Consider the following 25,009-nt stretch of genomic DNA (forward strand, 5'->3'; position numbering starts at 1 on the left):
TTACTCGTGTTCCGTACTACCTGGGTCACGCCGAGTGGTCGCCCGTGTCGACGTCTCCTGCTCGGCCTTTTCATGCGCGATGAGCTCGTTGAGCCAGCGCACCTCCCGCTCGCTGGTCTCGAGTCCCAACTCGTGCAGCTCGCGGGTGTAGCGATCGATCTTTTCCTCGGCCCTGGCCAGCGCTGCCCGAAGACCTTCGCGGCGTTCCTCGACCCGCCTGCGCCTGCCTTCCAGAATCCGCATGCGGACGTCGGCGGGCGTGCGTGAGAAGAACGTCAGGTGGACGCCGAATCCCTCGTCGTCCCACGTCTGAGGACCGGCGTCGGCGAGCAGTTCGGCGAACCGCTCCTTGCCCTCGGCCGTGAGCTTGTACACGCGCTTGGACTTGCTCGCCCTGCGATTCCACGGCGTCGTGGCAGAGGCGTGCGCTGCCTGCGCGGGGCCGCTCGCCGGGCCGGCCGCGACGTCACCGTCGGCCGTGTCCTCGGCGATCCAGCCGGCCCGCTGCATCCGGCGCAGTGTCGGGTACAGCGATCCGTAGCTGAACGTGCGGAACATCCCCAACGACTCGTGGAGACGTTTCCGCAGCACATAGCCGTGCATGGGCGCCTCGTGCAACAGGCCGAGAATTGCGAACTCGAGCACACGGGCACCCCCTTCGGGAACGAATCGACGTCGACCGGCGTTTCGCCCTGCCGGATCGACAGGCCGCCGGATGACTACGACCCAATGTACCGCCTCACTATATCGCGTTGATACATCGCAGTGGTGTAGCTAACCGCTCGGCTACCCACGCAAGGGACAACCGTCACTCGACCGTTACCCGATTCGACGGCGTGTCGCCTCGCCGCCGTCGATCCGTTCGACGAACGGCCCGTGGCCAATCACCGCGAACCACGTACTCTGTTGAGGTGCAGAACCAGCGGCAAGTCGTCGACTACGCACTCCAGCGCCGTGCGTTGCTGGCCGAGTTCCGGACGGGACGGGCCAGCACCATGGACGTGTGTGACGCCACCCCGCAGTTGCTGCAGGCCGCCAAGTTCCACGGCGTGCCTGACGACGACGCCTGCCCCGTGTGCGGCAAACCCGCGATGGCGCAGGTCAGCTGGGTGTTCGGCGACGAGCTCAAGCACGCTGCGGGTTCGGCGAGGAAGCCGGACGAGCTCGAGCGCATGGCCTCGCTTTTCGCCGAGTTCACCGTCTACGTCGTAGAGGTCTGCCGGGCATGTGCGTGGAACCACCTGGTGCTCTCATACGTCCTGGGGACGGCCGAGGCACCGGAGCGGGCTCCCCGCACGACACGGAACACACGGAGGACCGCGGGACAGTGACGACGTGACGACCGCGACCATGCGGCCGGGGACCGAGCCGCTCACACGAGAGGGTTGGGTCCGCAGAACGGCGTTCCCCGACGCGCCGATCTGGGAGGGTCTTGAGTGAACGACCAGGGAAATCACGGCTGGCCGGACGAGGAACCAGGCCGCCCACGGCAGCCCCGGCACCCCGAAGCCGGTGACGCTCCGCAGTGGCCCGGTGACGGAGCGGACGAACCGCCGAGACCTCCGCGTCCGCCGCGGAACGCGCCGCAGGGCGACCAGCCCCGCAGGCCGCAGCGGCCTCCGCAACAGCCCCCACAGCAACAGCCTCCGCAGCAGCCCCCGCAACGGCCGCCACGGCAGCAGCGACCGCCGCAGGAGGGCCAGCAGCCGCCCCGTGGCCAGCGGCCGCCGCAGGAGCCCGGCCAGCAGCCTCCCCGCAGGCCCGGTCAGCAGGGCCAGCCCGGCCAGCAGCCTCCCCGCAGGCCCGGTCCGCAGGGCCAACCGCCGCAGGGCGGCAGGCCGCCACGGCAGCCGCAGCAGCCCGGCCAGCCCCGTAACCCCGGTCAGCACCCGCCGCCCCAGCGCCCACCGCAGGGCAGGCAACACCCCGAGGCGGGCCGCGACGCCGCAGGCCGCCCTGTGGATCCGCAGCAGGACCCGCGGCGCAGGCAGGGCCCGCCGCCCGGTGGTCCCGACCAGCCGCGGCGTGACCAGCGTGGCCCGGACGACCGGCGTCATCAGGGGCAGCAACACGGCGAACAGGCACCCGGTGCGCGCCGGCCCGATCAGCAGCGTCGGCCGGACCAGCAGGCACGTCCCGACGATCGCCGCAGGCCCGACGACCGGCGTCCCGAAGGCAGACCCGAGGAACTCCCCCAGAACCGCCCCGGCGCTGCGGCGGCGGGTGCGGCCGGCGCCGCGGCGGGTGGCTACGCCGCGCACGCGTCCGAGGACGCCGACCCGGGCCTGATCACGCACCAGGGCTACGGCAGGCGCGACTACTCCGACCCGTACGGCCACACGGCGTACCGGGCCGACCCGCTCACCGGCGCCTACGACGAGGACGGCTTCTCCGACGAGGCCGTCGTCGCGTCGTCCCACGCCGAGGGTGGTGTCGACGATCCGGACGGCGAGGAACCGACCGACCGCAAGGGCAAGAAGGTGCTCACACCCGCTCAGCGCAAGAAGCGGCGCTGGCGGCGGATCCGGCGCACCGCCTACGCGTGCGTCGGGCTGTTCGTCGTGCTTCCGGCCATCGCGTTCGTCGTGACGTACTTCCTGGTGGACGTGCCGACCCCGGAAGAGGTCGCCGCCGAGCAGGGCAAGGTCGTCAACTACTACTACGCGGGCGGCGAGAAGATGGCCGAGGAGGCGCCTCCCCAGGGCAGGCGCGTCATCCTCAAGCCGGAAGACATCCCGGACACGGTCAAGCACGCGGCGTACGCGGCCGAGGACGCGACGTTCGAGACCAACTCGGGCTTCGACGTCACCGGCATCCTGCGCGCGGTGTGGAACCAGGCCACGGGCGGAACCGGCGGTGGTTCGACCATCAGCCAGCAGTACATCAAGGTCGCGACCAACAACGACGAGTACTCGTACACGCGGAAATGGACCGAGCTCGTCAAGTCGTTCAAGATGAACAACGAGCAGTCCAAGCCGGAGATCATCACCGCGTACCTGAACACCATCTACTTCGGACGCGGTGCGTACGGCATCGAGACGGCGGCGCAGTCGTACTACGGCAAGAGCGCCAAGGACCTCAACGCCTCGGAGGCCGCGCTACTGGCGGGCATGATCCAGCAGCCCGGCCGTGTCGAGGACGAACAGGTCCGGGAGCAGCGCTGGTCCTACGTGATGGATCAGATGGTCGCCAACGGCTGGGTGTCCAAGCAGGAGCGGAACGCGGCACAGGTACCGCAGCTGATCCCCGACGAGAAGGCCAGACCGGAGGCGCTGACGGGCCCTGACGCGTTCATCAAGAACCGCGTCATGGCCGAGCTCGCCGAGAAGGGCTACTCCCAGGAGAAGATCCAGACCGGCGGCTACAAGATCTACACCACCATCGACAAGCGGGCTCAGAAGGCTGCCAAGGAGTCCGTCAACGAGGTGATGAAGGGCGAGCCGAAGAAACTCCGCAAGGCGCTCGTCGCCGTCGACCCGAAGGGCGGCGGGGTGCGTGCCTACTACGGCGGCCCGAACAAGCCCGGCGTCGACGAGATGGACTGGGGCAACGTGCAGCGCAACCCCGGGTCGTCGTTCAAGCCGTTCGACTTCACCGCACTGCTGCAGCAGGGCGAGAAGGGTCTGTACTCGACGTACGACGGCAGTTCGCCGCGGCAGTTCGGCACGGTCACCGTCGGCAACTCCAGCGGCGTGGAGTGCAACCCGTGCACCGTCCGCGAGGCGATGGAACGGTCCATCAACACCGTGTTCTACGACATGGTGACCAACGACGTCGGCCCCCGCGCGGTCGCCGAGGCCGCGCAGGCCGCGGGCGTCCCGGAGAAGCACGGCGAGAAGCCGACGATGGGCAGCCTCGACGGCAACATCTCCATCGGCGGTGGGCAGACCCAGGTCACGCCGACGGACATGGCGGGCGCGTACGCGACGTTCGCGGCCGAAGGCATTCAGCGCGACACACACTTCGTGGCGAAGCTGGAGACCTCCGACGGCGAGGTGCTGTTCGACGAGACGACGCCTGCCGCGAAGAAGGGCGAGCAGGCGTTCGACTCCGACCCGGAGAAGAACCGGCAGATCGCACGCAACGTGACCGAGTCGATGATCGACGTGCTGCCCGGTTCGGACCTGTCGTGCCCCGGCGACCACGCGTGCGCAGGCAAGACCGGTACGCACCAGTACGACCAGGGTGACGTCGAGTCCGACGAGAACTCGCAGGCCTGGATGGTCGGCTACTCGCCGCAGATCTCGGCGGCCGCGTGGGTCGGCACGGGCCGGGGTGAACCGATCCGGGACGCCAACGGCAGTCCCATCTACGGCAGCGGCCTGCCGGGGTCGATCTGGGAAGAGTTCATGACCCGGTACCTCGAACCGCTCGACCCGGAGCAGTTCAGCGAGCTCAGCTCCGACGAGATCTTCGGGCCCGCGCGGGCGCCGGTGACCGACGACTCGTCGCCCACGCAGGAGGAGCCGCCCGAGCCCACCTCCAGCGAGGAATCGACCAGCCAGGAGAGCAGCAGGCCGCCGCGGCCCTCGCAGTCGCACGGCCCGCCGTCGCACGGCAGTTCGAGCCAGCCCAGCTCGCCACCCGAAACCCAGCCCAGTGAGGACGAGGGCGGCGGTGGCGGCATCTTCGATCCGGGCCAACCCGACGACGCCGAGAACGCCAACGGAAACGGCAACGGCGGCGGACGGGACGGCTGATCGGGCCCCGCGCTGCGCCGTGCCGCCTGCCGAGGCCACGGCGCAGCGCGGGGGACGCATTACAGGAGCGTCACCGCTACCGCTTGTAACATCCGACGCGTGCCCAGCGATATGCCTTCTTCCTCGTCGCACGCCGGTCCGGCGGGCCCGCCGGACGCCGGCTCCGACGACGAGCCGGACCGGGCGGGCACAGACGTCCCCGCGGAGCGCGAACAGGCGGTAACGCCGACGGAAGCGCGGGCGGGCACCCCGGAGACGGCGTCGCTCGACCTGTCACAGCGGGTGATTCCGAGCCACACCGATCCGCTGGCCGAGAAGGCCACGACGCCGCTGGGCGGACCGCTCGGCGAGCACGCCGCCGTGGGCAGGCACTGGTTCTGGTCGCCGCTGCGAGTAGGGCTGCTGCTCGGCGTGCTCGCGCTGATGCTGTCGTGGTTCGGCAAGGCGGCGTGCATCCAGCAGTACGAGGACTCCGCAGGCAACCTGCAGCTGGACTGGCAGTCGAACCGGCAGTACGTGGCGATGTGCTACTCCGACATCGTCCCGCTGTACTCGGCGGAACGGCTCGACCGGGGCGACACGTTTCCCTACGTGACGCACTGGAGCGAGGAGGTCTCCGAGGGAGAATTCCAGCGCCGCTACATGGAGTACCCGGTGCTGACGGGCCTGTTCCAGTGGGGCAACGCGAAGCTCACGCACGGCTGGGTCGGGGTCGCCGACAAGGGTCTGCTGCCGGGCGCACTGCCGGTGGCGGTGTACTTCAACATCACGGCGCTGTTCCTCGCCGCCGCATGGTTGACGACGATCTGGGCCACCGCACGGATCGCCCGCCGCAGACCGTGGGACGCGGTGCTGGTGGCGATCTCACCGCTGATCATCGTGCACGCGTTCACCAACTTCGACACGGTCGCGGTGGCACTGGCCACGTGCGGCCTGCTCGCCTGGGCCCGCCGCAGACCCGTGGTCGCGGGCGTACTCCTCGGCCTCGGCGCGGCGGCGAAGCTGTATCCGCTGTTCCTGCTCGGACCGCTGCTCGTGCTGTGTGTCCGGGCGGGCAGAATCGGCGACTGGGCGAGGACGACGCTGGCCACCGCAGGGACCTGGCTGGCGGTGAATCTGCCGTTCCTGGCCGCGTTCACCGAGGGCTGGCGCGAGTTCTTCCGCCTCAACACCGAACGCGCCATGGACCCGGACTCCATCTACAACGTGATCTCCCACTTCACGGGCTGGGCCGGGTTCGACGGGCCGCTCGAAGCGGGTGAGACGCCGAACGTGCTCAACACCGTCAGCGGCGCACTGTTCCTGCTGGGCTGCCTCGCCGTGGCGTACGTGGCACTGACGGCGCCGCGACGGCCGCGGCTGGCACAACTGTGCTTCCTCGTCGTGGCGGTGTTCCTGCTGACGAACAAGGTGTGGAGCCCGCAGTACTCGTTGTGGCTGGTGCCGCTGGCCGTGCTCGCGATCCCGCGTTGGCGGCTGCTGCTGAGCTGGATGCTCGTCGACGCCCTCGTGTGGGCGCCACGGATGCTGTCGTACGTCGACGTCTCCGAGAAGGGCCTGCCCGACGACTGGTTCCTGGGCACGGTCGTCGTACGCGACCTGATGGTCGTCGCGCTGTGCGTGCTGATCGTGCGGGAGATCTACCGGCCGTCGGCCGACCAGGTGCGCTGCCCGTCCGGACCCGGTTCCGGGGACGACGATCCGCTGGGCGGCGTGCTGTCGGGGTCACGGGACGCCGTGGTGCTGCCCGGGCTGTCGACGCTGGTGCGCCGCAGGCCCGCCCGGACGTCGCCCTCGTCACCGTCGTCGCGGCAGGCGGGCCCGCCGGTGTCGGACCCGCCTGGCGCCGGCCGGTCGGACGGCAGGTAGCCCGGCGGCGACGCCCGTGGGAGGCGGTGGTCGGTGACCGCGCGGGCGCCGAGGAACGCCACGAACAGGCCCGCCAACAGCGCCGCCCTGCCCCACACGCCGATGACGACGGCCTGCGCGGCGAACCCGTCCGCGATCGACTGCTGGAAGTCGCCGTACCAGCGGAAGATGCCGATGCCGAGCGCCACGTCCGCAGCGAGGTAGGCCGCGATCCACCCCCAGCGCACCCGCAGCAACACGAACATCGGCAGCAACCACAGCGTGTACTGCGGCGAGTGGACCTTGTGCAGCAACAGGAACCCGCACAGCGCGGCCGCGCACACCTGCAGCAGCGGGAACTCGCCGTCACGCTGGGCGCGGTCCCAGCCGATGCCGCAGGCGAGCACCAACGCGGTCAGCACGGCCAGCGGCGACGCGACGTCGGTGAACTGCTGGAACGCCACGTCACCGGAGAACAGGTGCCGCACGCCCCAGTACCAGATCGAGTTCGACGTCCCGTCCGCCTGCCGCTGCCCTTGGAACTCGATCGACGCCCACCAGCCGTCGAACCCGGCCAGCACGAACGGCAGGTTCACGGCCGCGACGACGCCGCCTGCCAGCAGCGGCACCCGCAGCGCCTCCCGCACCGCGCGCCGCGCGCCGTCGGTGCGCGTGCTCTCGACGTAGACATACAGCGCGAGGGGCACCACGAACAGCCCCGGATACAGCTTCAACGCCGTCCCGACGCCGAGCAGCACGGCCGCCCAGCCCGCGCGGCTGCGCAGCGAACCACGAGCGCGCTGCAGCACGAAGAACGCGGCCACCGACGCCGCGACCACCGCCAGGTCCCAGTTGTGGAAGGCGTACAGCACCAGCGGCGGCCCGAGCGCCCACAGCAACGCCCGCCATCCGGCGAGCCTGCCCAGCATCCACGCCGTGAGCAGGCCGAAGGGCGCCAGCAACACGGCCGACCCCAGCAGGAACCCGGCGTCGGTGTCGGCGACGGCGGCACCCGCCCACACGAGCATGCCGGTCAGCACCGGGTACTCGAGCGCGCCGCCGACCAGCTGCCCCTCGGCCGTGATGTCCCCGTGGACGTAGGGGAACACGTGCTTGTCGACGTCCCGGCCCAGCCAGAGGAACTGGATGTCCGAATAGCACGCGTCGTGGTAGTTGCGCTCGGCGTAGTTCGGCGTGCTGCGGCCGTTCTCGTCGAACGCCGGACCGGTGCAGCGGTGCTTGTTCAGCAGCCCCAGCACCAGCGTGATGCCGCACAGCAGGATGGCCGCAGCGGCCGCGGCGCGCGTGGCCGGCGACGGGCCGCACCCGGTGGCCGAGTCCCCGGTGTCGCCGGACGGGCCGTCATCCGCGGAGGTATGCGATGTCGTCTCGCTGGCCATCGGGTGGAGTCTCCACGATCACGGGCGCCTGCGCGGCGAGCGCCACGGCACGCAGCACCTCGGCGTCGATCGCGCCCTCGCCGCCGACGACGTTCGCGTGCCGGTCCCGCTGCGAACCCGCCTCGTCGCGGGAGTTGTTCAGGTGCACCAGGTCGATCCGCCCCGTGATCGCCATGACGTCGTCGACGACCGTCGTCAGGTCCCAGCCCGCCGCGTGTGCGTGACACGTGTCGAGGCAGAAACCGGCACCGAACTCGCCGACGGCGTCCCACAGACGCGCCAGCATGTCCAGGTCACGCGCCATGGCGCTGTCGCCGCCCGCGGTGTTCTCGATGAGGATCGGCACGTCGAACGACGACCGCTCGAACAGCTTCCGCCAGTTCGCGACGCCCTCGGCCGGATCCTCACCCTTGCGGACGTGCCCGCCGTGCACGACGAGTCCCCGCGCACCGACCGTCGCGGCCGCCTCCGCATGCTGCGTCACACCCTTGCGCGAGGGGATGCGGATACGGTTGTTCAGCGACGCCACGTTCAGCACGTACGGCGAGTGGATGAACACCTCGACATCGCTCGCGACCAGGTCCTCGGCGTGCGGATGCGGCTGCGGCTTCTTCCACCCCTGCGGATCCGCGAGGAAGAACTGGACGGCGTCCGCGCCGACCTCACCCGCCGTGGTCAACGGATCGTCGTCCCGGACGTGCGCCCCGACACGCGTAGCGAGCTCCATCGTCCGAGGGTATCGACCACCCACGACACCCATCGAGTACCTTCACCCGTGACGACACCGATCACCCGGCGCGGTACGCAGAGTGATCGGCCGCGGCGGCAGCGCGGCAGTGGCCGCGGCGAGGGCGGCGCGGTGACAGCGGACAAGCCAACGGCAAGTCAACGGAACGAGGGTGGGGCTCGTGAGGATCGTCCGGAAAACGGCGCGTGGGGGCGTCGTGCGCACGGGCGTCGTGACGGCGGCGGCCGGCGTCGCCGTGTTCGGTTTCGGCGGTGTGGCGCAGGCGGCGGACGGCGGTGCCGACACCGGCCTCGTCGACGGCGACCGCGTCGGGAGCTCCACGCTGTCGGAACCGCGTGACGCCACGACCGACTCCGGGGACAGCAACTCCGGGGACAGCGCATCCCAGGACACCACGTCCACCGAGAGCGCAACCACCGACAGCGCAACCACGGACGACGCAGCCACCGACAGCGCCTCCCAGGACGGTGGCGCCGACGACCGTGACTCCCGGGACACGACATCCGAGGACAGCGCACCGAGGGTCGTCGACGGCGAGTGCGACTCCACGCTCAAGGGCGAGGACGGCGAACCGCTGGCCGTCGACGTGGGGGCCGCGGTGGGCGCCGAAGGGCTCGCCGGCATCGGAACCGGGTCGGAGGCCGAGGACACGCTCGTGTCGCTGCCGTTGAAGGAGACCCTCGCGACCCTGGGCGTGAACGAGACCGGCCTCGTCGTCGACTCGCTCGGCCAGGTGTGCGACACCACCCGGCGCACCGTCAACACGCTCGGCGCGACGACCCACGGGCTCACCGAGGGCCTCACCCCCGAGGAACCGGCACCGGAGGAACCCGGCGACCCCGAACAACCCGGCGAGCCGCAGCCCGAACCGCAGCCCGAACCCGAGCCCGGGCCGGAACGTCCCGGCACCGACCCGGGCGAGGACGAGTCCGGGGCGGACGTCCCGGACGCTCCGGCACCGGCACCCGTCGACCAGGACGTGCTCGCCCAGCCGCTCAGCCCGGTGGAGCTGCCGCCGTCCGCGGACATCACGGTGCCGAAGGCGCCCGTCGGCCCCGGCATGGACGTGCCGAACCAGGGCAGCAGGCCGGGTGCGCAGGAGAACACCACGCGCAAGTCCGGGACGGCCCGCGCGTTGCCGCAGGCCTCGGAGACCGACCGCCTGCCGCTGGCAGTGTCGGTCGGTGCACTGCTGCTGGTCGTGGCGGGTCTGAGCAGGGCGTGGGTCGCCCGTAAGAACGCCTGATCGGAGGGCATGCGTCACGCCTCCCCGTGTGGTTCGTTGTTCCCAGTGAACCGATCTGGGAGGCCCCCGATGCGCACATCCGGCACCGAGGCCGACAGCCGCGCCCACGAGGACGGGACCGACCGCGCAGCCGAGCCGACCAAGCGGACGCTGACCTCGACGGTCGCGAAACCGGCCGCGGTCGCCACCGCGGGGCTGGTGCTCGCGGCGACGGCGGGGCTCGCCGCCCCGGCGACGGCGGTGGCCGAGACCAAGCAGGTCCGGTGCGGCGGCACCGTCACGGCCGAACCCGGCGACCGGATCCAGGGCATCACCGCGCTCGGCGTGCCGCTCGACCTGGGCGTCGTCACGGACACGATCGGTTCGCTGCTCAGCGGTGTCTGCAAGGTGACGGTCAACGTGGTCGACACCGCGGTGCGGCCTCTTCCCGGCGCCGGCGACCCGGCGGCCGACGCCGTGGGTGACACCGTCGACCGCGTGACCCGCAGCGCGAAGAAGGCCACCGACACGCTCGGTGGGCGCGAGGTCGTCGTCCCCGGTCCCGGTGAGGACTCCGACGAACCGTCCGAACCCGCACCCGGCGGCGGCTCGGATTCCGGTGGCGACCCCGGGGCGGGTTCCGGCGACGGAGCAGGCGGGGGCAACGGCTCCGGCAGCGACGGCTCCGGTACCGACGACGGCCGGGGGATGCGCGAACCGAACAGCCCGGTCGTGGCGCAGGGCGAGCCGGCGTCCCGTTCCGGTGGCAACGGCAACGGCTACGGCGGTGCCTCGGCGCTGGCCGCGCCCGCGGCCATGTCGCCCGAACTGCGGTACGCGGGAATCCCCGTCGCCCGCGGTGCGATGTTCGACGCCGCACCGGGCCTGCGCTACGGCGGCCAGATCCCCGGTTACAACCCGGAGTTCGGCGTACTCGGCAGCTCCGACGGCCCGGACCACCCGACGAACGGCACCGACGGAACCGCACGAAACCCGGACGCCGACGGGCAGGCGACCGGCCCCGCGCACGGCAACGCCGACCTGCGCACGGCCGGCGACGCGTCGTCGTTGCCGTCGGCCGCGCCCGAGGACGGGCACGGTCCCTCGGTGCCGTTGCTGCTGGCCGTGCTCGCGCTGGCGGGCGTCAGCGCGGGTCTGGTACGTACCTGGGTCCTCCAGCGCGCGAACACCTCCTGACGCGGGCGAGACCCGCCGCCCGGCCGTGGCCCACACCACGTCGCTTCCGCGGCGACGAGTGGCTACCGGCCCGTATCCCTCCGCCCACACGGTCGTTTACCTTGATAACGCCTCGCCGTACCGACGCCGATGGCTTCAGGTCCAGGCCGGGCAATGCCGTTCGGAAAGGGATACCGTTCGAAGTGCGTACCAAGACCGTTCTGACCCGTGCGCTGGGTACGGCCGCCGCCACGGCGGTCGCCGCAGGCCTGACCGCGCTGTCCGCGCCTGCCGCCGGCGCCGCCACCCAGACGGTCGTCGACTCGTGCACGTCGACGGCCTCGGCCCCGTCCGGCGCGACGGTGCTTGTCGACGGTGTGTCCCTCAAGGGTCCCGTCGAGCAGGGCGCACGTGAGGCCGACCGCTTCCTGCAGTTCACCTATCCGAAGAACCTCGCCGACGAGATCGGTAAGCACAAGCTCGACGTCGGCACCGTGCCGAACGAGCCCACCGGGGTCATCGGCGGTGCGGACGTCGCCGCGGCGGTCGTCGAGAAGCTCGAGGGCAACCCGGCGCTCGGCTGGCCGCACAAGCGGGACGACGTCCTCGCGTCGATCCACCGCAAGGTCGCGGGGGTCTGCGGCCTGTCGGTGACGTCGACCGACCGCTCGAAGCCCACGAGCTCGCAGCCGCAGCAGTCCCCGAACCGGGGTTCGACCCCGCAGCAGGGCGGCTCCGATGGGCATCAGCAGCAGCCGTCGCAGCCCGGTGGGCAGCAGCGCGGCGTGCCCGCGACCCCGGACGGTCCGCAGGGCAGCGGCGACGCGTACGCGGCTCCGCGTGACTACAGCAACATCCCCGAGGCATCCGTGCCGACGCAGGGCAACGCGGTGCCCCCGGACATGCGGTACTCGCCGCAGGACGGCGTCCCCGGTGCACCCGACTCACCCGAGTACGGCGTGCTGAGCGACGGCGGCATCGGCGAAGGCGGCAAGTCCGGTGCGGGCGACGTGCGCAACGCGGGCAACGCCGACGCGCTCGCGGCCGATGACGGGGCGCCGAACCAGGTGCAGCTGCCGATGCTGCTCGCCGTCGTCGCCCTCGCCGGTGTCACAGCGGGCCTCGTTCGCACCTGGGTCCTCCGCAGGGCCACCTGACGCCCCACCCTGCTCGCCACGAATGCCACGTGGGCGTTCCGCTGCGGTGACCGGACCCGGAACCGGTTCTGTCGGCCCTCCCGGCTAGACTGGCCGTTCGACATTGCCCTCCTGCCACGGATCGTCCGTGGCCGCCCGAGCCCATAGGAGGTGAGTGGTTGTGTCACGCCATTACGAGGTAATGGTCATCCTCGACCCGTCGCTCGACGAGCGGACGGTCGCGCCCACCCTGGAGAACTACCTCAAGGTCATCCGCAACGCGGGTGGCAGCGTGGAGAACGTCGACATCTGGGGTCGTCGCAGGCTCTCCTACGAGATCAACAAGAACGCCGAGGGCATCTATGCCGTGCTTGAGCTGATCTCCGAGCCGGACGACGTCAAGGAGCTCGACCGGCAGCTGTCGCTGCAGGAGACCGTGCTGCGCACCAAGGTGGTCCGCCGCCAGGAAGTGCGCGGAGCCAAGCGCGCCGCGAAGATCGCCGCGAAGGCCTGAGGCGATAGCCATGGCCGGAGACACCATCATCACGGTGGTCGGCAACCTGACCGCGGACCCGGAACTCCGGTTCACGCCGTCCGGCGCCGCCGTTGCGAACTTCACCGTCGCCTCCACCCCGCGCCAGTTCGACCGGCAGAGCGGTGAGTGGAAGGACGGCGAGGCGCTGTTCCTGCGCTGCAACATCTGGCGCCAGGCCGCGGAGAACGTCGCCGAGACGCTCACGCGAGGCGCCCGGGTCATCGTGCAGGGCCGGCTCAAGCAGCGGTCGTTCGAGACCAAGGAAGGCGAGAAGCGCACCGTCGTGGAGCTCGAGGTCGACGAGATCGGCCCGTCCCTGCGGTACGCGACGGCCAAGGTCAACAAGGTCAGCCGCGGCGGTGGCGGTGGCGGCGGCTTCGGTGGCGGAGGCGCCGCGGCGCCCGCAGCCGCCGGCTCCGGTGCGCCCGCCGACGACCCGTGGGGCAGCGCGCCTCCCGCCGGCGGCGGTGGCGGCTTCTCCGACGAGCCTCCCTTCTGAGGCCGCGCTCGCCAGTCCCGACATCAGCAACCACGCACTAAGTTCCCCAGGAGTACACAGTGGCCAAGCCACCGGTTCGTAAGCCGAAGAAGAAGGTCTGCGTCTTCTGCAAGGCCATCAAGCAGGGTCAGCCCGAGGCCATCGACTACAAGGACACCAACCTGCTGCGGAAGTACATCTCCGACCGCGGCAAGATCCGTGCCCGTCGAGTCACCGGTAACTGCAGCCAGCACCAGCGCGACGTCGCCATCGCGGTGAAGAACTCGCGCGAGATGGCGCTGCTGCCCTACACGTCGACCGCGCGCTGAGAAGGGAGTCAGTCATGGCGAAGATCATCCTGACGACCGACGTCGATCATCTGGGCGGTCCCGGCGACATCGTCGAGGTCAAGGACGGCTACGCGCGCAACTACCTGCTGCCGCGCGGCTACGCGATCCCGTCCTCGAAGGGCGCGGAGAAGAACGTCCGCACCATCCGCCGTGCCCAGGAGGCCCGCCGGATCCGCGACCTGGACCACGCCAAGGAGCTGAAGACGCAGCTCGAGGGTCTGGGCCACATCGCGGTCGCGGCCAAGGCGTCCGAGGGCTCGAAGAAGCTGTTCGGTTCGGTCACCCCGGCCGACATCGTCGGTGCGATCAAGGCCGCGGGCGGCCCGCTGCTCGACAAGCGGGTCATCCACGTCGACGGCCACATCAAGACCGTCGGCAAGCACGCCGTCACGGCCCGCCTCCACCCCGACGTGAAGGCGGACGTGAAGCTGGACGTGCAGCCCACCAAGTAAGCACGGCTCACACCCACGAGTGGCGGGTCCTCCGATACGGAGGGCCCGCCACTCGTCGTTGGTCCACCCACCCTCCGCGGGGGTGAACACTGCGTGAACCACGCTCGCGGATGCCCTGCTTGCGGGCCTTTCCCGCGGTCTCGGAAAGATCTCCGGAGACGAAGGAAACCTTTCCGCCGCCAGGATCGTCCTACTTTCGACACGGTTGACGCCCTTTCGCGAGGGCGTGAAGCTTGCGGGCAGGCGGTGTCGAAACCGCCTGGGGGACGAGAGGAAGGGGCAGGGCGTGGAAGCGCAAATGGCCGGCGGTGGCATGTCGCGGATGCCTGCACCGATGGTGCAGATGGCCAAGAACTCGGCGAGCCACGGCGCGTTCGCCAAGGAGGCGGCGAGCTCGGCGGCCGGCGGCGGCTACTCCTTCAGCCCCGAAGAGATCGATGCGGTGCTGGCGCAGTGGGAGCAGCTGCGCGCCGACCTGGAAGCAGATCTCACCGAGGCGAACAAGATCGCCGGTGTGCAGGCACCGGGCAACGAGCCCGCGAGCAGCACATTCGTCGGTTCGGCCAACCCCGCGGGGAAGGCACTCCTGCAACAGACCGCGAGCATGCTCGAGCACACCACGCAGTACATCAACGCGCTGCGGAAGGCCAAGGGCGTCACCGAGGAGGCCGAGGCGCAGGCCGCCGACGACGCCGGCAAGGCGGGCAACGGGGTCCTTGGATGAGACGTCGCCCCGCCGGTGCGGTACTCGGCGCTACGGTCGCAGGCCTCGTGCTGGCGAGCTGCGGTTCCGAGACCGCGGGTGAGGCAACTGGTGGTGGGGACCCGACGACGCCCGGAACGTCGGCGGCCACGGCGCCCCCGTCGTCGCCTGCCGGGGACACCGGGGGACAGGCGCCGCGGGTGAGCGACCCGGTCGACGTCGCTCCCCTCCGGCAGGACCCGTGCGCGGCGCTGTCGAGCGCGCAGACGCGGGAGCGCAACCTCGAACAGGGCGAGTCCGAGCCGATGTCCGACGGTTCGCCGACCTGCATTTACCGCTATGCCGACGGTTCCGGCAGTCAGGTCCGGTTCGTCCAGGTGCAGGACTTCACGAACGGTCTGGACGACGTCTACGCCCGCGCCGACGCACTGGCGGTGTTCGAACCGACCGAGGTCGAAGGCCACCCGGCGGTGATCACGCAGACTCACCAGGACGACCGCGACGAGGGCTTCTGCGACCTGCAGGTCGGCCTCACCGACCAGTACGTGGTCTCGCTGATGACCCATGTCTACGAGGGCAGTGACGACTACCCCCAGGGGTGCGAGGTCAACAAGGTGCTCGCCGCCGACATGATCCACAACCTTCGTGGGGAAGCGTGACGCGCATGGAACCGCGCGCAGGGACCCCACGTCAGAACCACATCGACTAGAGGAGCCTGAGATGGTGCTGCCAGTTCTCGTTCCGATCGCGGCGGGTGCCGCAGGCAGATACGTCGCCGACTCGGTGGCGAACAGTCAGGACGGCCAACAGCAGGTCAGCTCGTCCGGCTGCATCGACGCGCACCAGATCTACCAGGCCATCACGGGTGGTCCCGGCCCGGCGTCGCTGCACGAGGGGCGAGTGGCGACGACGGTGCTGCAAGGCCGGTACCAGCAGCGAGTGGCGCAGATCCAGGAGCTCGACCAGAAGATGGACGCCGCCTGGACCGGCGAGGGTGCGTCAAGCGCGCGGATGGGCGCCGAGCCGCTGAAGGTCTGGATGGAGGACTCCAACGTCAACCTCGGCAAGAGCGGGGCGGTCCTGGAGAACCAATCGAGCGCGTTCGAGAAGGTCCGCGCGACGGTGCAGCCGCTGCCGGCGAATCCGCCGGAGAGCAACTTCCTGAACGACATCGCCCCGTGGGAGACCGACACGGACCGCAAGATCCAGGAGTACAACGAGAACGCGAAGCTCAACGTCGCCGCGTTCGAGGCGTACAACGGCCAGAGCACGCAGAACGCGTCCATGATGCCGCAGTTCAGCGAGATGCAGGGCGCGTTCGGCGACGTGTCACTGGCCGAGTCGGGCGTCACCGAGAGCAGCCTCGCGAAGGACTTCGTCCACAACGGCGGCGGTTACGACAACGGCGGCGGCAGCGGTCCGTACCAGCCCGGCCCGATCCAGCCCGGCCCCGGCTATCCACCCGGCACGCCCGGTCCCGGGACTCCCGGTCCTGACACGCCTGGTCCTGACACGCCCGGTCCCGGCACTCCGGGTCCCGGGACCCCCGGTCCTGGGATGCCCGGTCCCGGCAACCCGCCGGTCAACCCGGGTCCGGACTACCCACCGGGCACTCCCGGTCCGGGCGAGCCTCCGGTCTACCCGGGGCCCGGCGTTCCGGATCCCGACTACCCGCACCTGCCCGGCCCGGACTATCCACACATGCCCGGCCCCGGCTACCCGGAGGCTCCCGGGCCCGACTACCCGTGGATGCCGGGACCCGGCAACCCGCCGGACGACGGCACCGACACGTCGGGCTTCGACCCGGGCACGCCGATCGGCACCACCCCGATCGGCAACACGCCGCCCGCACCGGGATCCGGCTTCGGCCCCGGCGGCGGCCCCGGAGGCAGCGGTAGCTCGTTCGGCCCGGGCGGCGGCGGTGTCGGCTTCGGTCCCGGCGCGGGCGGTGGTTACGGATCCGGTGCGGGCTACAGCGCAGGCGCCGGTGGTGCGGCCGGTGCCGGAGGTGCCGGTGCGGGTGGAGCCGCGGGCGCAGGCGGTGCGGCAGCGCGCGGCGCGATGGGCATGGGCGGTGGCGCCATGGGCGGCGCCGCGGGTGCCGCGGGCGCCGCAGGTGCGGCCGGAGGCCGCGGCGGCATGATGCCGATGGGTGCGGGCGGTCGCGGTCAGCAGGGCGAGGACGACGAGGAGCACGAGCGGAAGTTCATGATCGACGAGGACGGCAACAAGCTGTTCGGGACCGATCAGAAGACCGCTCCGCCCGTCATCGGCGAATAGCACGCCCGGACGGGCCGGACACCCGACGACGCTTCATCCGGTCGGGCCGCTGCCACGTGGTTTTCCGGCAGCGGCCCGACCGCAGGCCCACCTGTTACCACTCGAATCCTGGCCCGATTCCGCGGTCGGCTCACCCCGCGGACCCCAGGGCCGTTACTCACCGAAGAGGCAGGACCGTGCTCGAGCACCAGGAGATCCTCCGTACCCGCACCCTCGTCCGCCTGTTGCAGCGAACCGGCACCGAGCCGCATCCGACCCTGGAAAAGGGCGCCACGTGGTACAGCCGCGAGGTGCTGCAGCAGCTGGACGCCGAGATCCACGCCGAACTCGCGCAGGTGGGCCTGGCGGGGGACAGCGGGGTGCATCCGGATCTGCTGGCGACCGTCGAGGCCATCGCCCATCCCGAGCTGGAGTACTACGGCTGGTTCAACAGCGTGTACGACGGCGCACCCGTCGACTTGTCCGTGTTCGCGGGCAGCGGTCGCGGCGAAGCGTTCACGCTGGTCAACAACGAGGCCGCGGGCGTGGTCGCGCTGGCGAGCGTTCCCGCGCGGGAGTTGTTGGACGCGTTCATGCTGCAGGTGCCGCAGCACGGCCCCGCGAACGCGCATGCGCTGTCGGTGCCGAAGGCCAAGGTCGAGGGCAGAGTCGGCGCGTCGAACGAGGACATGTCGGTGCTGCGCTCCGAGGTGCCGGACGCGGCCCAGCAGGACCTCGCCGAGTTCAAACGCATCATGGGGCTGGAGCGCACGGGCGGTGGACAGCTGTACGTCGCGGCGCGTGGCAGGTCTGGACAACGGCAACGCGCGGACAAGCCGGTCACCTACCTGGACACCGTCGAGGGCCGGTGGCTGGTCGAGGAGACGCCCGGCGCGGGCGAGCCGATGCTCGTGGCCGCGCCGGCACCGGCGGACCTGCTGCGATCCCGGTTGCGGGAGGCGCAGAACACCCTGGTCGGCTGACGGCGGACGCGTCCGCGTTGCGGACACCGAGATCGACATTGCGTGATGGTTCGTGACGACGGATGCCCGCCCGATCGGCCGCTGGACAGCCCGGGGACCGCACCGGCCGTGATCGCATCGGCATCCGCGGTATCCACAGTCGGACGGGCGACCGCTCGGGCGCGACACGCCGAGGCCGCGTTTCCCGGCGACACGCCGAGAGTGTGACCACAAACTTATCCACAACCTGCCCACAGGGTTTGACCAGGGGATTTCCCTCGTCCGGGCGACATCTTCCCCATCTTGTACACAGGGCGGCAATCGCTTGTGATTGGTTCGGGCCATCCATCCACAGGCAATGCACAGCGGCGCCCGCCCCGGTCCCCAGGCCCGATTGCAATGCGCCGTCCGAGCGATCTAGCGTGCAATTCGCGCGCCCGTCGGCGCGCACGAGAGACCGCCCCGACACCGCCTGCGACAGCACGACAGTGCGACCGGACTGCGCTATAGTTCGAACTTCCGTTCGATGACGTCCACGGCCCCGAGGGCGGCCGCTCGAACCACGACGAAGGAGGTGCGCGAACCGGTGGCGATCACCGACGACCGCGGTCCCACGACGAGCGGCGGCGAGCACGGCACGTTCGACCGTCAGCCGCCACAGGACGTCGCCGCCGAGCAGTCCGTGCTCGGCGGCATGCTGCTGTCGAAGGATGCGATCGCCGACGTCGTCGAGGTGCTGCGGCCCGGCGACTTCTACCGGCCCGCGCACCAGGCGGTGTACGACTGCATCCTCGACCTCTACGGCCGCGGCGAACCGGCCGACCCGATCACGGTGTCGGCGGAGCTGGAGCGCCGCAGCGAGCTGAGCCGGGTCGGCGGGGCGCCGTACCTGCACACCCTCATCGCGACGGTGCCCACGGCGGCGAACGCCGGGTACTACGCACAGATCGTCGCGGAGAAGGCCGTACTGCGCAGGCTCGTCGAGGCGGGCACGCGGATCGTCCAGTACGGCTACGGCGCCGACAACAGCGGCGGCGACGGCAACGACATCAACGAGGTCGTCGACCGCGCACAGGCCGCGATCTACGAGGTCACCGAGCGCCGCACCAGCGAGGACTACGTCGCGTTGGAGGAGCTGCTCCAGCCGACGATGGACGAGATCGACGCCATCGCCTCCCGCGGTGGCGACGCCCAGGGCATCCCCACCGGCTTCACCGACCTGGACGAGCTGACCAACGGCCTGCATCCCGGCCAGATGATCATCGTCGCCGCCCGGCCGGGCGTCGGCAAGGCGCTCGCGCTGGACACGCCGCTGCCGACGCCCGGCGGCTGGACCACGATGGGGCAGGTGCAGCCGGGCGACCGGCTGATCGGCTCCGACGGCACGCCCACCACCGTCGTCGGCGCGACCGATGTCATGCACGGACGGCCCTGCTACGAGGTCGAGTTCTCCGACGGCTCGACGATCGTCGCCGACGCCGAGCACCAGTGGTTGACCGACACCCGCGCGAGCCGCCGGGTACGTGGCCCCGCCGAGGTCCGGACCACCGCCGAACTCGCCAACACCGTCCACTGCGACACCGCCGACGAGCGCGTGAACCACTCCGTGCGGCTGGCCGACCCGTTGGAGCTGCCCGAACGCGACCTGCCGCTGCACCCGTACGCGCTGGGCGCCTGGCTCGGCGACGGCCACTCCGACGGTGCACGCTTCACCACCGCCGACCCGGAGATCATCACCTACCTCGAGGCCGAGGCCGACCTGTACTGCCCCCGGCGCGGCACCTACGCCTACTCCCTCCGCTTCCCGACCCCGGATCCGGTCGAGTACCGGTCGTGCACGGTGTGCGGCGAGCCGTTCGTCCCGCGCACCAGCGAAGTCCGGACCTGCGGCCGCTCGTGCGGTGGCAAGGCACGGTTCGTGTCGGGGCCGGTTCCGGCGTCGACGTGCCCCGACTGCGGCCGTCCCTCGTCGGGTTTTCGGCAGTGCCAGGAGTGCCGGAACCACCATGGCACCGTCCAAGCAGTGCTGCGGTCACTCGGGGTGCTCGGCAACAAGCACGTGCCGGCCGAGTATCTGCGCGGTTCGGTGTACCAGCGGCGCGCGCTGCTGGCCGGGCTGCTCGACACCGACGGCACGGTCATCGGGTCGGGCGGCGTGCAGTTCTCGGTGACCGACCACCAGCTGGCCGCCGACGTCTACGAACTGATCGTCAGCCTCGGTTACCGGTGCTCGTGGACGACGAAGCGGGTGCGGGGTCGCACGGAGGCGTCGTCGACGGCGTACACGCTGAGCTTCACCACCCACGACCGCGTCTTCTGGTTGCAACGCAAGCACCTGCTGCACAAGGAGCGGATGACCGGCCGTCGTCCGCGGCCCACGCCGCGCTACATCGTGGACGTGCGGCCGATCGACAGCGTGCCGGTGCGGTGTGTCGAGGTCAGCGCCGACGACCACCTGTACCTCGCGGGCCGGTCGATGATCCCGACGCACAACTCGACCCTGGGACTCGATTTCGCCAGGTCGTGCTCGATCAAACACGGGATGACCAGCGCGATCTTCTCACTGGAGATGAGCCGTACCGAGATCGTCATGCGCATGCTGTCCGCGGAGGCGCGCATCCGGCTGGCGGACATGCGCGGTGGCCGCATGTCCGACGACGACTGGACACGGCTGGCGCGACGCATGAGCGAGATCAGCGAGGCTCCGCTGTTCGTCGACGACTCGCCGAACCTGACGATGATGGAGATCCGCGCCAAGGCCCGCCGGCTCAAGCAGCGCAACGACCTGCAACTCGTCGTCGTCGACTACATGCAGCTGATGACGTCCGGTAAGCGCGTCGAATCACGACAGCAGGAGGTCTCGGAGTTCTCCCGGCAGTTGAAGCTGCTGGCGAAGGAAATCGAGGTACCCGTGGTCGCGATCAGCCAGCTGAACCGTGGTCCGGAGCAGCGGACCGACAAGCGTCCGATGCTGTCGGACCTGCGTGAATCCGGTTCACTGGAGCAGGACGCCGACATCGTCATGCTGATCCACCGGCCCGACGCGTTCGAACGCGACGACCCGCGCGCAGGCGAGGCGGACCTGATCCTCGCCAAGCACCGTGCCGGTCCGACGAACACGGTCGCCGTCGCGCACCAGCTGCACTACAGCCGCTTCGCCGACCTCGCCCAGGAGTAGGCGCGGTCACGACCGGGTCAGCCTGCCACGGGCAGGCATTCGGCCAGCAGGTCGATGACGTCGCGCCACGCCCGCTCGGCGTGCTGCGGGTGGTGCCCGACACCGGGAAGGACGATCTGGTCGACCGGCGGATGGTGGAAGGCGTGCAGCGCTCCGCCGTAGACCACGAGGCGCCAGTCGACGCCCGCATCCTGCATCTCGGCGGTGAACGCGTCCCGCTGCTCGGGCGGCATGATCGGGTCTTCGGACCCGACCCCCGCCCACACCGGGCAGCGGATGTTCCGCGCCTCACCCGGCCTGCCCGTGACCAGGCCGTTGACCGTGCCGATCGCACACAGGTCGACGCCTGCGCGGCCGAGTTCCAGCGCGATCGCGCCGCCGGTGCCGTAGCCGACGGCGGCGATCCGCTCGGGGTCGGTGCGCGGCTCGTCGCGCAGCACGTCGAGGGCCGCGTGGCCGATGTCGCGCAGGCGTTCGGGATCGGCGAGCAGCGGGGTCACCCGCGCCAGCATCTCCTGCGGGTCGGTGAACCAGTGCCCGCCGTGCAGATCGAAGGCCAGTGCCACGTATCCCAACTCGGCGAGGGCATCGGCCCGGCGTCGCTGGAAGTCGTTCAGCCCCGGCCCCTCGGGACCGATCAGCACGGCGGGCCTGCTGTCGTCACCGGCAGGAGCCGCGAGGTGCCCGAGCATCGTCAGGCCGTCGGCCGGGTACGTGACCGTGCGCGTGGTGACAGTCGACATGACAACGAACCTAGGCCTCTTCGGCGGCCGCCGGGCCTGTGTTCACCGCCGGCGGAATGCGGCCCTGCCACCGCGACACTCCCGTGCCCGACGAGTTCTCGGTCAGCCTTCCGCCCTTGCGGTTGACATGTGACCTTTTGGTCACATATTTTGGACGCATGGAGGACGACCTCGTCTTCAAGGCGCTGGCGGACCGGACACGCCGCCTGCTCCTGGACACACTCTTCGAGCGCGACGGCCGCTCGCTCGGGGAACTGGAAGAGGTCGTCAACCAGCACACCGAGATGTCCAGGTACGGGGTGTCCAAACATCTGCGACTTCTCGTCGAGGCCGATCTCGTCACGGTCCGCAAGTCCGGCCGTGAACGGCTGCACCACCTGAACGCGGTCCCCATCCGGCTGATCCACGACCGGTGGATCGACAAATACACCGAGCCGCACATCCGTGCGCTCACCGATCTCAAGGCGCTGGCCGAAACCGAGACGCCGGCCGAACGTGAAGGGCACGACGATGGCTGACACCCGCACCACCCAGATCCACTCCATCTACATCGACGCACCGGCCGAGAAGGTGTGGCAGGCACTCACCAGTTCCGAGTACACGAACAGGTTCGGCTACGGCGGCGACATCACGTTCGAGGCCAAGCCTGGCGGGAGGATGATCCACCACACGACACCCGCCATGAAGGACATGGGCATGGGCGACGACGCCCTGATCGGAACGGTCGTCGAGGTCGAGCCGCCCAACAGACTCGTTCTCGACTGGCAGGCCGCCTGGCACACCGACGAGCCGCCGCAGCGCCTCACCTACGAGCTCACCCAGGGACCGTCCGGCCTGACCCGCGTGACCCTCACACACGACGTCACCGACGCCCCGGAGACGGCGAAGGACGTCGCGGGCAACGGAAAGGTCGAAGAGGGCGGCGGTGGCTGGCCGTGGGTCCTGTCCAGCCTCAAGACCCTGCTCGAGACCGGCCGCACCATGACGACCGCGGGCAGCTGAGGCGTCCACAACGGACGTGGGTGCGGCGGCGGCCCGGCGGGCTGTCGCCGCATCCACGTCTCGCGCACCCACGTCTCGCGCACCCGCGTCTCACGAATCCGCGTCTCACGAATCCATGTCTCGCGCATCCGCTGATCACACAGGCGCGGATCACACGGGCGCGGTTCCGCGGATCACCGCGTCGAGGTGCGGTCACGGTCGATAGCTGGCGCGGACGTGGAACCGTTCGCCCTGCGGGCCGAGGATGCTGAGGAACTCGGCGGGATTGTCGTCGGCGTTGCCGAACCAGTGGGGAAGATGTGTGTCGAACTCGGCGACCTCGCCCGCGGCGAGTACCAGGTCCTGATCACCGAGGATGACCCGCAACCGTCCGTTCAGGACGTACAACCAGTGGTAGCCCTCGTGCGAACGTGGCTCCGGCGCGCGGTCGTTCGGCCTGCCCGGCAGGATGTGCTTGAACGCCTGCAGCCCTCCGGGCCTGCGCGTCAGGGGCAACACGGTCAACCCGTCGTGCTGGATCGGACGGGGGTACACCCGGGGGTCGGCGACCTCCGGCGCGCCGACCAGGTCGTCCAACGGCACCCGGTAGGCCCTCGCCAGCGGCAACAGGAGGTCGAGACCCGGTTTTCGCTGGCCCGATTCGAGGCGCGAGAGCGTGCTCACCGAGATGCCTGTTGCCTCGGACAGCGCGGTCAGGGTCAGCTCGGCCTCCGCGCGCAGCTTCCGCAGCCGGGGGCCCACAGCCGTCAACACGGTGTCGAAGTCGTCCACCCTCGGCATTGCAGTTCCGGCAACGCACTTTGTCAATGTCGCGCGGTCGGTATCCGTGCGGTCGTCGGCACACGTCTTGCTGTTTCGGCAAGAAAGTTTGCCGGATCTCCGCGACCGGGAGCACCGTGGTGGTATGACTCAGCAGCACACCGGCGGCGCCGAATTCTGGGACGAGCGCTACCGCGAGCAGGATCGGCTCTTCAGTGGGAACCCCAACGGCGTACTCGTCACCGACACCGCGGACCTGCCGCCCGGCCAGGCGCTCGACGTCGGCTGCGGCGAGGGCGGTGACGCCGTGTGGCTCGCCCGGCACGGGTGGCACGTCACGGCGATCGACATCTCACGCGTGGCACTCGAACGCGCCGCCGAGGCCGCGCATACGCACGGTGTCGACGGGCGGGTCAGTTGGGTCCACGGCGACCCCACGACGATGCCGCCACCGGCGGGCGCGTTCGACCTCGTGTCCGTCCACTACTTACCGATGCGCCTCGACGCGGGACCGGCGGCCGTCCGCGGCCTGCTCGACGCCGTGGCTCCCGGCGGCACGCTGCTGTTCGTCGGCCACGATCCGAGCGGCGTCGACGAGAGCCACGACGTGTACGCCTACTACCAGCCGGAACACGTCGCCGACCTGCTCGACGACGACTGGACGGTCGAGTGCCACGAGACCCGCGCCCGCACGACGGCACCGCCCGAAGGGACCCACCACACCCACGACGTCGTCCTCCACGCCCACCGCAGGCCGTGACCGAGGCGGGCACCACACCGTGACGGGACGGCCGACATTCCGGCGGCACCCGCCGCTACCTCGACCCCTGCAGGAACCACGAGCGAGCTGCGTACACGGACGAACGGCTGTGGCCGCTCTACCGGTTCGATTTCGGATCGGTGGCGGCTCGCGGCGGTGGGGCTCCGGCGGGGTGGCGGCGCGTCTGGGCGTCACGTCCCGGGGCGTCGCACCGAGGGTGCGTGACGTGCTCGGGTGTCGCGGGCCGGGGTGGTGCGTGTCCGTGTGAGGACGGGTTCGCGGTGTGCGGTGTAGGTCGCCCCGTGTGGGGTTCTCACTCGGGTGACGCCGTGGACCGGGTCGTAGCGGGCACTCCAACGAGGATCGTGTTTGAGTCGGTGGTGGCGTCGGCAGCGTGGACCACCGTTGGCCACCGACGTGGCGCCGCCACCGCCGTCGGTGGTCCAGGCTTGTTCGTGGTCGTGGTCGCAATGCCGAGCGGGACGGTGGCACCAGGGCATGACGCATTCCCGGTCGCGCACCCGCACAAGCTCGCGGATCGTCGCGCTGGGTCGCCGCCGCGTCCGTCCCAAGTCCAGGGGCTCGCCGGTGCCCG

22 protein-coding genes and 1 pseudogene are annotated in these 25,009 nt (G+C 70.5%); 18 read left to right on the forward strand and 5 right to left on the reverse strand.

All coding sequences use genetic code 11. The features are described 5' to 3' along the window. Positions 1–645: a PadR family transcriptional regulator gene (locus tag LY13_RS19480; protein ID WP_253830038.1), complete on the reverse strand. Its 645-nt coding sequence runs from the start codon at positions 643–645 to the stop codon at positions 1–3. A 266-nt stretch (positions 646–911) separates the two neighbouring features. On the opposite strand from LY13_RS19480, the gene LY13_RS19485 reads away from it, so the two are divergent. The 3 genes from LY13_RS19485 (at position 912) to LY13_RS19495 (ending at position 6,569) form a co-directional block, all read left to right on the forward strand. Next, entirely contained in the window at positions 912–1,331 is a 420-nt protein-coding gene (locus tag LY13_RS19485) for a DUF5318 family protein (RefSeq protein WP_253830039.1), read from the forward strand. Between the two features lie 105 nt (positions 1,332–1,436). Continuing rightward, a complete protein-coding gene (locus LY13_RS26025) occupies positions 1,437–4,700 on the forward strand; it encodes a transglycosylase domain-containing protein (RefSeq protein ID WP_253830040.1) in 3,264 nt (1,087 codons plus the stop codon). A gap of 99 nt (positions 4,701–4,799) precedes the next feature. Then, complete coding sequence (locus LY13_RS19495) at positions 4,800–6,569, forward strand: glycosyltransferase family 87 protein (protein WP_253830041.1); 1,770 nt, start codon at positions 4,800–4,802, stop codon at positions 6,567–6,569. A 359-nt stretch (positions 6,570–6,928) separates the two neighbouring features. Here LY13_RS19495 and LY13_RS19500 read toward each other — a convergent pair. After that, a pseudogene (locus LY13_RS19500) lies at positions 6,929–7,948 on the reverse strand (glycosyltransferase 87 family protein); the annotation flags it as partial. Beyond that, positions 7,911–8,675: a deoxyribonuclease IV gene (locus LY13_RS19505; RefSeq protein WP_253830042.1), complete on the reverse strand. Its 765-nt coding sequence runs from the start codon at positions 8,673–8,675 to the stop codon at positions 7,911–7,913. The pseudogene LY13_RS19500 and the gene LY13_RS19505, both read right to left, overlap by 38 nt. Before the next feature lie 181 nt (positions 8,676–8,856). On the opposite strand from LY13_RS19505, the gene LY13_RS19510 reads away from it, so the two are divergent. The 12 genes from LY13_RS19510 to dnaB all read left to right on the forward strand — a co-directional run bounded on the left by LY13_RS19510 (position 8,857) and on the right by dnaB (position 21,150). After that, on the forward strand, positions 8,857–9,942 hold the full coding sequence (locus tag LY13_RS19510; RefSeq protein WP_253830043.1) for a hypothetical protein: 1,086 nt from the start codon (positions 8,857–8,859) through the stop codon (positions 9,940–9,942). Positions 9,943–10,011: 69 nt separating this feature from the next. Further along, positions 10,012–11,118, forward strand: a complete 1,107-nt coding sequence (locus LY13_RS19515) for a hypothetical protein (protein WP_253830044.1) — start codon at positions 10,012–10,014, stop codon at positions 11,116–11,118. A gap of 182 nt (positions 11,119–11,300) precedes the next feature. Continuing rightward, positions 11,301–12,254 (forward strand): hypothetical protein, encoded by a 954-nt coding sequence (locus tag LY13_RS19520; RefSeq protein ID WP_253830045.1) that lies wholly within the window; start codon positions 11,301–11,303, stop codon positions 12,252–12,254. 160 nt (positions 12,255–12,414) lie between these two features. Next, a complete protein-coding gene (rpsF, locus tag LY13_RS19525; protein WP_253830046.1) occupies positions 12,415–12,747 on the forward strand; it encodes a 30S ribosomal protein S6 in 333 nt (110 codons plus the stop codon). 10 nt (positions 12,748–12,757) lie between these two features. Next, a complete protein-coding gene (locus LY13_RS19530) occupies positions 12,758–13,267 on the forward strand; it encodes a single-stranded DNA-binding protein (RefSeq protein ID WP_253830047.1) in 510 nt (169 codons plus the stop codon). 59 nt (positions 13,268–13,326) lie between these two features. Continuing rightward, on the forward strand, positions 13,327–13,575 hold the full coding sequence (rpsR, locus tag LY13_RS19535) for a 30S ribosomal protein S18 (protein ID WP_183647620.1): 249 nt from the start codon (positions 13,327–13,329) through the stop codon (positions 13,573–13,575). Between the two features lie 14 nt (positions 13,576–13,589). Next, positions 13,590–14,048 carry a 50S ribosomal protein L9 gene (gene rplI, locus LY13_RS19540; protein ID WP_253830048.1) on the forward strand — a complete coding sequence of 153 codons (459 nt, stop codon included), beginning with the start codon at positions 13,590–13,592 and terminating at the stop codon, positions 14,046–14,048. A 322-nt stretch (positions 14,049–14,370) separates the two neighbouring features. Continuing rightward, the gene (locus LY13_RS19545) at positions 14,371–14,772 is read left to right on the forward strand and encodes a hypothetical protein (RefSeq protein ID WP_253830049.1); all 402 of its coding nucleotides are present in this window, start codon (positions 14,371–14,373) and stop codon (positions 14,770–14,772) included. Continuing rightward, on the forward strand, positions 14,769–15,410 hold the full coding sequence (locus tag LY13_RS19550; RefSeq protein WP_253830050.1) for a DUF3558 domain-containing protein: 642 nt from the start codon (positions 14,769–14,771) through the stop codon (positions 15,408–15,410). The genes LY13_RS19545 and LY13_RS19550 overlap by 4 nt, the downstream gene beginning before the upstream one ends. A gap of 61 nt (positions 15,411–15,471) precedes the next feature. After that, positions 15,472–17,031 (forward strand): PPE domain-containing protein, encoded by a 1,560-nt coding sequence (locus LY13_RS19555; RefSeq protein WP_253830063.1) that lies wholly within the window; start codon positions 15,472–15,474, stop codon positions 17,029–17,031. A 176-nt stretch (positions 17,032–17,207) separates the two neighbouring features. After that, positions 17,208–17,993 (forward strand): ESX secretion-associated protein EspG, encoded by a 786-nt coding sequence (locus LY13_RS19560; protein ID WP_253830051.1) that lies wholly within the window; start codon positions 17,208–17,210, stop codon positions 17,991–17,993. A gap of 565 nt (positions 17,994–18,558) precedes the next feature. After that, the gene (gene dnaB / locus LY13_RS19565; RefSeq protein ID WP_504965338.1) at positions 18,559–21,150 is read left to right on the forward strand and encodes a replicative DNA helicase; all 2,592 of its coding nucleotides are present in this window, start codon (positions 18,559–18,561) and stop codon (positions 21,148–21,150) included. Positions 21,151–21,167: 17 nt separating this feature from the next. Here the strand turns inward: dnaB and LY13_RS19570 are convergent, their stop codons facing one another. Beyond that, positions 21,168–21,893 carry a dienelactone hydrolase family protein gene (locus tag LY13_RS19570; protein ID WP_253830053.1) on the reverse strand — a complete coding sequence of 242 codons (726 nt, stop codon included), beginning with the start codon at positions 21,891–21,893 and terminating at the stop codon, positions 21,168–21,170. Positions 21,894–22,051: 158 nt separating this feature from the next. On the opposite strand from LY13_RS19570, the gene LY13_RS19575 reads away from it, so the two are divergent. Beyond that, a complete protein-coding gene (locus tag LY13_RS19575; protein WP_253830062.1) occupies positions 22,052–22,411 on the forward strand; it encodes an ArsR/SmtB family transcription factor in 360 nt (119 codons plus the stop codon). Continuing rightward, the gene (locus LY13_RS19580; protein WP_253830054.1) at positions 22,404–22,895 is read left to right on the forward strand and encodes an SRPBCC domain-containing protein; all 492 of its coding nucleotides are present in this window, start codon (positions 22,404–22,406) and stop codon (positions 22,893–22,895) included. Before LY13_RS19575 ends, LY13_RS19580 begins: the two co-directional genes overlap by 8 nt. A gap of 192 nt (positions 22,896–23,087) precedes the next feature. Here LY13_RS19580 and LY13_RS19585 read toward each other — a convergent pair whose 3' ends face one another. Beyond that, on the reverse strand, positions 23,088–23,675 hold the full coding sequence (locus LY13_RS19585; protein WP_372493861.1) for a helix-turn-helix domain-containing protein: 588 nt from the start codon (positions 23,673–23,675) through the stop codon (positions 23,088–23,090). A 124-nt stretch (positions 23,676–23,799) separates the two neighbouring features. On the opposite strand from LY13_RS19585, the gene LY13_RS19590 reads away from it, so the two are divergent. Next, positions 23,800–24,414, forward strand: coding sequence for a class I SAM-dependent methyltransferase (locus LY13_RS19590; protein ID WP_253830056.1), 615 nt, complete (start codon positions 23,800–23,802; stop codon positions 24,412–24,414). The last annotated feature ends 595 nt before the right edge of the window (positions 24,415–25,009 follow it).

Origin of the sequence: Prauserella aidingensis, from assembly GCF_024171865.1 — a bacterium.
GTDB lineage: Bacteria > Actinomycetota > Actinomycetes > Mycobacteriales > Pseudonocardiaceae > Prauserella > Prauserella aidingensis.